8 protein-coding genes are annotated in these 7,761 nt (G+C 67.3%); 6 read left to right on the forward strand and 2 right to left on the reverse strand.

Annotated elements, in window-relative coordinates:
* Positions 1–13: 13 nt before the first annotated feature.
* The 3 genes from G6R13_RS09020 to G6R13_RS09030 all read left to right on the forward strand — a co-directional run bounded on the left by G6R13_RS09020 (position 14) and on the right by G6R13_RS09030 (position 3,302).
* Positions 14–976 carry a glycosyltransferase gene (locus G6R13_RS09020; protein ID WP_070709445.1) on the forward strand — a complete coding sequence of 321 codons (963 nt, stop codon included), beginning with the start codon at positions 14–16 and terminating at the stop codon, positions 974–976.
* Between the two features lie 10 nt (positions 977–986).
* Positions 987–2,120, forward strand: a complete 1,134-nt coding sequence (locus G6R13_RS09025; protein ID WP_163721473.1) for a glycosyltransferase — start codon at positions 987–989, stop codon at positions 2,118–2,120.
* A 168-nt stretch (positions 2,121–2,288) separates the two neighbouring features.
* Complete coding sequence (locus tag G6R13_RS09030) at positions 2,289–3,302, forward strand: glycosyltransferase family 4 protein (RefSeq protein ID WP_161664816.1); 1,014 nt, start codon at positions 2,289–2,291, stop codon at positions 3,300–3,302.
* Here G6R13_RS09030 and G6R13_RS09035 read toward each other — a convergent pair.
* Both G6R13_RS09035 and rfbA read right to left on the reverse strand, forming a co-directional pair.
* A complete protein-coding gene (locus G6R13_RS09035) occupies positions 3,274–4,890 on the reverse strand; it encodes a glycosyltransferase family 39 protein (RefSeq protein WP_080695917.1) in 1,617 nt (538 codons plus the stop codon). The two genes, G6R13_RS09030 and G6R13_RS09035, sit on opposite strands and share 29 nt — an antisense overlap.
* A complete protein-coding gene (gene rfbA, locus G6R13_RS09040; protein WP_101967323.1) occupies positions 4,887–5,756 on the reverse strand; it encodes a glucose-1-phosphate thymidylyltransferase RfbA in 870 nt (289 codons plus the stop codon). Before rfbA ends, G6R13_RS09035 begins: the two co-directional genes overlap by 4 nt.
* Before the next feature lie 280 nt (positions 5,757–6,036).
* Between rfbA and G6R13_RS09045 the strand changes: the two genes are divergently transcribed.
* The 3 genes from G6R13_RS09045 to G6R13_RS09055 form a co-directional block, all read left to right on the forward strand.
* The gene (locus G6R13_RS09045) at positions 6,037–6,696 is read left to right on the forward strand and encodes an alpha-1,2-fucosyltransferase (protein WP_159832911.1); all 660 of its coding nucleotides are present in this window, start codon (positions 6,037–6,039) and stop codon (positions 6,694–6,696) included.
* A gap of 92 nt (positions 6,697–6,788) precedes the next feature.
* Positions 6,789–7,127 (forward strand): hypothetical protein, encoded by a 339-nt coding sequence (locus G6R13_RS09050; protein WP_163721474.1) that lies wholly within the window; start codon positions 6,789–6,791, stop codon positions 7,125–7,127.
* A gap of 116 nt (positions 7,128–7,243) precedes the next feature.
* Positions 7,244–7,761 (forward strand): transposase (locus tag G6R13_RS09055; protein WP_205521350.1); only part of this gene is annotated, 518 nt, incomplete at its 3' end.

A 7,761-nucleotide genomic window follows, 5' to 3' on the forward strand; every position in this document is an offset into this window, starting at 1 on the left:
CCGCGGAGGACTCATGACCGAGACGCCCCTGACCCCCGAGGCCAGCGTGATCGTCCCCAGCCGGGGCGGCGCCCAGCGGTTGCCGCGCCTGGCCGGCGCCCTCGCCGCGCAGGAGGGCGCCCCGCCGTTCGAGGTCCACGTGGTCGTGGACGGGGATGTGGACGGGTCGGAAGCGGTGCTCGCGCAGTTGGCCGCGGAACACCCGGGCCTGGACCTGAGCTGGACCGTCTTCCCCGAGAACCGCGGACGGGTCGCCGCGCTCAACGCAGGTGCCGACGCGACGTCCGGCCGCATCCTCATCCGCACCGACGACGATCTGGAGCCCGGACCCCACTACATCCGGGACCACGTGGCCGCGCACGCGGGCGGGCATGGCGGCGTGATCGGATTGACGGCCAATGTCCTCCCGGACTCCGCCTATCAGCGCGTCTACGGTGACGCCCAGGACGAAGCGCACCGTCGCCATGCCTATGCCCTTACGGCAGAGCAGCAGTGGCGGCACTGGGCGGGCAACGTGTCCGTCCCCCGCACCCTCCATGCGGAGCTCGGCGGCTACGACCCGGACTACCGCCGCTATGGCTGGGAGGACGTGGACTTCGGCTACCGCCTCCATGCCGCCGGGTATCCGGTGGAGATCCGGCCGGAGCTGGAGACCCGTCACCACGCGGCGGCGGTCACCACCTACACCAAGGCGCGCCGGGCTCTGCATTCCGGGTCCGCCCGGCAGATCTTCATCGCCAAGCACGGGGCGGACGCACTCGGCGGGGACCGCGCCCCGGGCGGGCCGTGGGGGGCCGCCGTGCGGGCGGTGGCCGCTCTGAGCACGGAGCGCACGATCCGGTGCAGCTCCGCCGTCGTCGAGCGTGCCGCTGCCGTGTTGCCGGCGCCGATTGCACGAAAACTGATCGCGTTGCAGGTCGAAGCCGCCGCGGAGACCGGACGCACCCGGCCGGGGCGTGCCCGCCGGCAGTTCTGAGGGGAGCACCATGACCGACACGACGCGCGGCCGGATCGCCATCGCCCACGACTACCTCACCCAGAAGGGCGGGGCGGAGCGGGTGGTGCTCGCCCTGCACCGGATGTGGCCGGACGCGCCCATCTACACGACGTTCTACGACCCCGAGGGGACCTTCCCGGAGTTCAAGGACGCGCACATCATCACCTCACCGCTCAACCGGGTGGGGCTGCTGCGGAAGGACCCTCGGCGGGCACTGCCGCTGCTGCCCCTGGCCTCCTCACTGATGCACGTGAAGGAGTCGGTCGCCGTCGTCTCGACCTCCGGCTGGGCGCATGGATTCCGTTACAACGGCGCCACGCTCGTCTACTGCCACACCCCGGCGCGTTGGGTGTACCTGCTGGACGACTACCTGGGCGAGGGCGGCCGGGACAGCATCAAGGGCCGGATCGCCCGCGTGCTGCGCCCGGGTCTGCGCAGGTGGGACCGCGCGTCCGTCCGGCGTCGATCACGCTATGTGGCCAACTCCACGGTGGTGAAGGAGCGGATCGAAGACGTCTACGGGCTCGACGGCGTGGACCTCGTGTTCCCGCCGCACTCCGTGAGCACGGAGGGCCCGCAGGCGCCGATCCCCGGCGCCGAGCGGCTGGCGGAGGACGGTTTCCTGCTCTCGGTCGCGCGGCTCATGCCGTACAAGCACGTGGATGTGGCCATCGAGGCTGCGGCCCGCGCGGGGCGGCCGCTCGTGGTGATCGGCAAGGGCCCGGAGGAGGCACGGCTGCGCGCGATGGCGGGGGAGGACGTGGTGTTTGGCCAGGACCTCACCGACGCGCAGCTGCGCTGGGCGTACGCGCACGCGACGGCACTGATCGCAGCGAGCCACGAGGACTTCGGCATCACCCCGCTCGAGGCGAGCGCGTGGGGCGTGCCCACCGTGGCGCTACGGGCCGGCGGTTACCTGGACACCGTCGTGGAAGGCGTCAACGGGGTGTTCGTGGAGGAGCCGACGGTGGATGCGGTGGCCGGAGGGGTGGAACGTCTGCTGGCTCATGACTGGGACCGGGCGGCGATGCAGGCGCACGCCGAGCAGTTTTCCGAAGTGGAGTTCAGCCAACGAATTCGCAATGCGCTCACGAATCTGCCGCGAATTGCGGGACAGCGATGAGCATCCCTCGGCGTCTGGTGTAATGGCCACATGCGAGCCAACGATCCCGGGGTGACACTCACCGTAGCCGTCACATACCCGGGGGACCCGACTGACCCCCAGTCTTGGTCTGGCACTCCGGCGGGTCTCATCCGGGGCCTCGAGGCGGCGGGAGTCCGGGTGGTGCCGGTGGACCTGACCCCGCCGTCCACTGCCGCTCGAGTCTGGACTCGGGTGACGGCACAACGGCTTCGCCCGACGGCCGACGAGTTGCTGACGCTTGGCCGTGAGAGTGCTGCCTACGCCCGCCTGGTGGAGCTGACTGCACTGTACCGCGTTCCCCGCCATGTGGACGCCGTCCTCCAGATCGGCACGGGCTACCGAGTTCACCACCGACGACTCGCCACTTTCGAGGATATGACGATCGCCCAGGCGGTCGAGCACGCGTGGGGCCCGTTTCCTGACCTGCCGCCAGCTCTCGTCGACGGACGACGGCGCCTGCAGCAGAGCGTCTACGAGAAGGCGGGCATCTGTTTCGCGGCTACATCCTGGGTCGCTGACTCCATCAGTGACGACTACGGAATTCCTCGCGAGTGGATCACGGTGACGGGGCTGGGCGTCAATCGAGAGGGGCAGCCTTCCACGGACAAGGATTGGAGTTCGCCGCGGTTCCTCTTCGTCGGCCACGACTGGGAACGTAAACGCGGCGACGCCGTGGTCAAGGCCTTTGCGCAGGTGCGCGACCTGTACCCCGACGCCCTCCTCCACCTGGTCGGCGCGGGTGTCCCCAACATCGATGCTGACGGGGTCGTGGTGCACGGGCTCCTGCCCATCTCAGAGCCGGCGGCGCAACAGCGACTGGGACGCCTCTTCGCCGAAGCCACGTGTCTCGTCGTGCCCAGCCGACTCGAGCCCGCAGGCATCGTGTACGCGGAGGCCGGCCGCATGGGCATTCCCTCCATCGGGACCACTGTGGGCGGGGCCTCAGACATGATCGGCGACGGTGGGATCGTCGTGGATCCGTCAGACCCAGGGGGGGTCAGTGAAGCCATGCTGCGTCTGGCGGACCCGGCTGTGGCCAAGGAGGCGGGGCGCCGCGCATCACAGCACGCAGCGCGCCTGACCTGGGAAGCGGTCGGCGCGAGAGTCCGCGACCGCTTGGTCCGCGCCGTCGTCAGCGGCAGGGGTCCAGGCGCTCGATGACCACACGGTCCTGTCCGAAGAACAGGTACTTCGTGTAGGTGATCGTCCGAACGGGTTCCGTGGCTGCCACGGGGTCTCCCATGGACACGACGGCGCACTGACGCGAGTCGGAGAAGAGTGCAGCCCACCCGCCGACGACGTCTGATCGAGCCGGATCTTCTGCTACGCCCACGTTCGAGTGCAGCCCTACCCAGGCGAATCCGGCGTCCACGTCCTGCGGCGCCAGCCCCTCCGCCACGAGCTCCTCCGCCGCCTGCCACACGACGCCCGTGCTCGACCACGTATGAAGAGTCACCAGGGCAGTGGAGGCCACGACGATGAGGGCGGCCGTCGCGGCGGCGGCCCTCTGGGCCGCCCGGGTCCGTGTGGCCCGAAGCACCAGCACACTCAGGGGCACGATGAGCGGGTAGAGATACCGCTCGAACATCGCCTGGCCCGAGAACGTCTGCACTGTGATGCCCGCGAGGTAGATCAGCAAGAACGAGGCCATGAGCAGGACGACGGGTTGACCAGCCGGTCGCCATGGACGGCCTGGGCGACGACGTGCACGCGCCACGACATCGCCACACAGGGCCGCCACCGTGGTGCCGGCGAGGATCGCCAGCCCTGCGGCGCACCAGAGAAGCCAGCCCGGCACCGTGTCACGTGCGCCGTGGGACATGGCCATGTAGGCGCCGTCGGCGGCCAGGTAATTTCCCAGCAGGGCGCCCCGCCCGAGGAGGAACACTAGCCCTGCCGTAGTGAGGGCACCTGCCGTGCCGAAAGACCAGGCCGCGGCGGAGCGCGGCTTTGAGGCGCCGAGTAGGACCGCCGGAGAACACACGAACATCAAGGTCATGACCCCCATTGCGAGGGCCCGCACCGCGCCTCCAACTGTGGGATCGACCATGGGCGGATCGTCACCTGGCTGTGACCGACGCCAGACCTCGAAGGCGGCGATAGCGACCAGCGTGACGAGGGAGGCGACGAAAATGACGCGCCGTCTGTCCCGTCGAACGAGCCAGGCGGTCACCGCGACCGCCGCCACTGCTGCCAGGCCCTGCTCTCGAACCGTGGTCGCCCACAGCCCAAACGCCATGCTCCCGATGAGGTTGAGGACGCCGCCGCCGTCGAGGTAGCGGGCACCGAAGTACAGACCACCCGCAATGCCCGCCATCATCGGGACATCAGTCATGTAGGACGTCGACAGCAGTGCAAAGCCTGGAGCTACTCCGACCAACGCCGCGACCAGCAACGAGCGGCCCCTCGGCAGAACCCGTCGCGCCGTGCCGTAAGAGAAGCCGATCATGGCGGCTCCGCAGAGCATCACGAACACATGCTGGCCGACGACGCTGGACGCAAGCGAACCTAGGGGCACCATCATCCCGACCATCGAGGCCCGGTTGAATCCGACGAGATGCACCCGGCCGGTCTCGGCAAACGAAGCGGCGATCCGTGAATGAGCCCACGAGTCGTTGTGAGGAATCCAGAGCGCACCGGCGGTGCCTGCAACAATCGCGGGGAGGACCACAAGGGCCACGATCAGGGCCGTCACGATGACGGCGTCGGTGTGATGTCCTCGTGCGCGCACGACGGTTTCCATGCTCATCTTGCGGTGTTGAGCAGGTCGAGCAGATAGCGGCCGTAGCCGGATTTCACCAGTGGCTGGGCTCGTTCCTGAAGCTGCTCATCTGTAAGGAGCCCCTGGCGCCACGCCACTTCCTCAGGAGAACCGACCTTGAGTCCCTGGCGGGACTCGACCGTGCGAATGAAGTTGGACGCGTCGTTGAGGTCGTGGAAAGTGCCGGTGTCGAGCCACGCCGTCCCGCGGGGGAGGACTTCGACGTTCAGGGCGCCGCGCGCGAGGTAGGTGCGGTTCACGTCCGTGATCTCCAGCTCGCCGCGGGCTGAGGGCTTCAAACTCCTGGCAATCTCGACAACGTCGTTGTCGTAGAAGTAGAGCCCCGGGACGGCGTAGTTCGACTTGGGGTGGGCCGGCTTCTCCTCGAGGGATACGGCCTTCCCCTCGGTGTCGAACTCCACAACGCCGTAGGCCGTCGGGTCGGCGACCCAGTAACCGAACACGGTGGCGCCGTCGACCTCAGTGTGACGGCGCAGCTGCTGGCCCATGCCCGGGCCGTAGAAGATGTTGTCCCCCAGGACGAGCGCGACATGCTCGTCGCCGATGTGGTCCTCACCGAGGATGAAAGCCTGTGCCAGGCCGTCGGGGGATGGCTGCTGAACGTAGTTGAGCGAGATCCCGAACTGGGAGCCGTCGCCCAGGAGGCGCTGGAACTGCTCTGCGTCGTGCGGGGTAGTGATCACCAGGATGTCGCTGATCCCCGCCAGGATCAGCGTGGAGAGCGGGTAGTAGATCATCGGCTTGTCGTAAACGGGGACCAGCTGCTTCGAGATGCCGTGGGTGATCGGGTGCAGGCGGGAGCCGGTGCCCCCGGCGAGGATGATGCCCTTCATGCTGTGATGCTATCGGGAGCAGAGGTTCCTGTCTGAGTGGCACGCACGGTGAATGCACAAGATCGCCTCAGCTTAAGCAGAAGCCGGATATGATCACCCTGTGCAGCAAGTCGTCAGAGATGCCATCGCACGCGGTATGGCTCCGATCCGCCGGCGCCAGCCATACGTGATCTGGGGAAATGAACCCATGAACGGTGGGAATTTTCTCTTCCTGTGGGTGACCGCGTGGGCTCGTCAACGGTCCACCGGGGTGAGTTGGCTTGTGAGGTACAAGCCCAAAATGGAACCGTGGCTCCAGGAATTCCCGCGACTCCGCGAACTGACGGTGACGGAGGACAAGGTTTCCTTCTTCCAGCCACGGACCGTGGAATGGGGCCACGAGATCAATGTGGATTTCCTCTACCCGGACCTGAAGCAGTTCTGCCGGGATATGCTCCTCCACGGGTCGGCTTTCAGCGAGCGCTGGGGCTCCGTCACGCCGGGGGCCACGGTGGTGAACGTGCGGCGCGGCGACTACTACAGCAACCCAGAATTCCGACGTCATTACGGATTCGACGTTCGCGAGTTCGTGCGGGCGGCGATCGAAGAGATCGACTCCCCGGGAGGGGCGCCGGTGGTCTTCGTCTCCGACGATCCCGACTGGTGCGTGACCCATCTGTCGGACCTCTTTGCAGGCGGCGATGTCAGGGTGATGCCTTCGCCACATGACATGTTCCAAGACCTGGCCCAGGTCTCGAGCGCGGAGAATCTGATTCTGGCGAATTCTACATTTTCGTACTGGGGTGGTTACCTCGCCTCCTCTCGACCCCCCGGGCAGCGGCCGCGCAGGGTCGTAGCGCCGCTGTTCTTTGGACGCCATTATCCGTACTCTGAGTCCGCACTCCTCTTGCCGGAATGGCTCGCCGTGCCCGGGGACCGGTACGGGGAGGGAAGCGCCTGATGTCTCTCGGTCTCGATGTTCCGTCTTCATCGGGCCCCCGGCTCGGATACGTGCTACCCGGTCCGATCCTCTCTTCCGGTGGCCTGGTTGCCATGGAAGCGCGCGGATTCTCGGGCCTGACTGAGCTGGCTCGCAGTTGGCCAGGACGGGTCATCGTCCTCGCACCTGCGGTGAACGACATCCCCGAGCCGCTCCCACTGGCCTACGCGACTGCAGACGTCGACAGTCTGGGTTTCGACATCGTCAAAGCTCAGCCCGTCCCGGCTGAGATCGATTCCCTGGGCCTGGACCTGACGCTGGGTCTCTTGGCACCCCATTGGAGAGGGGTGACCGAAGTCCGTACGCCCGCAGTGCTGACGGCCGAGGTGGACTACGGCATCCGTCTCGCCATCCACCGTGCGACGTCCTCCGGAATCCCGCTCGCTAGTTGAGTCCCGCATAGTGGTGTAGCGCCCGGTGGTCGGGCGTGTCGTCTCAGACGTGGACGCGGCCACCGTGTGATCCGTCGAGTCAACCTTCCACAGAATCCTCGAATGGAGTCATCACGATGACCGCTCCTCATATTCTCGACCCTGCCGGCCTGCTCGGAGAAGCCYTGTCTGAAGCGTCCCCGGACATGATGCGCCATCTGCTGCAGACCATGATCAACACCTTGCTGTCCGCGGATGCCGACGCGGTGGTCGGTGCCGAATGGGGCAAGCCCAGCTCCTCGCGCACTGCTCAGCGGAACGGGTACCGCCACCGGGACCTGGACACCCGGGTCGGCACCCTGGACGTGGCCATCCCCAAGCTCAGATCGGGCACGTACTTCCCGGACTGGCTACTTGAACGCAGGAAGAGAGCGGAGTCGGCGCTGATCACCGTGGTCGCTGACTGCTACCTCGCCGGGGTCTCGACCCGACGGATGGACAAGCTGGTCAAGACTCTGGGCGTCAACGCCCTGTCCAAGTCCCAAGTCTCCCGGATGGCCACCGAGCTCGACGAGCAGGTCGAGGCCTTCCGCCACCGCCCGCTCGGGGTGGCCGGCCCGTTCACGTTCGTGGCCGCCGATGCGCTGAGCATGAA

This window comes from Micrococcus sp. Alg238-R198, assembly GCF_900537135.1.
Taxonomy (GTDB): domain Bacteria; phylum Actinomycetota; class Actinomycetes; order Actinomycetales; family Micrococcaceae; genus Micrococcus; species Micrococcus luteus.

Coding starts and splice junctions, on each gene's coding strand:
- G6R13_RS09035 (WP_080695917.1), bottom strand. CDS start 4,890: ATGAGCATGGAAACCGTCGTGCGCGCACGAGGACATCACACCGACGCC.
- rfbA (WP_101967323.1), bottom strand. CDS start 5,756: ATGAAGGGCATCATCCTCGCCGGGGGCACCGGCTCCCGCCTGCACCCG.
- G6R13_RS09020 (WP_070709445.1), top strand. CDS start 14: ATGACCGAGACGCCCCTGACCCCCGAGGCCAGCGTGATCGTCCCCAGC.
- G6R13_RS09045 (WP_159832911.1), top strand. CDS start 6,037: ATGGAACCGTGGCTCCAGGAATTCCCGCGACTCCGCGAACTGACGGTG.
- G6R13_RS09025 (WP_163721473.1), top strand. CDS start 987: ATGACCGACACGACGCGCGGCCGGATCGCCATCGCCCACGACTACCTC.
- G6R13_RS09050 (WP_163721474.1), top strand. CDS start 6,789: ATGGAAGCGCGCGGATTCTCGGGCCTGACTGAGCTGGCTCGCAGTTGG.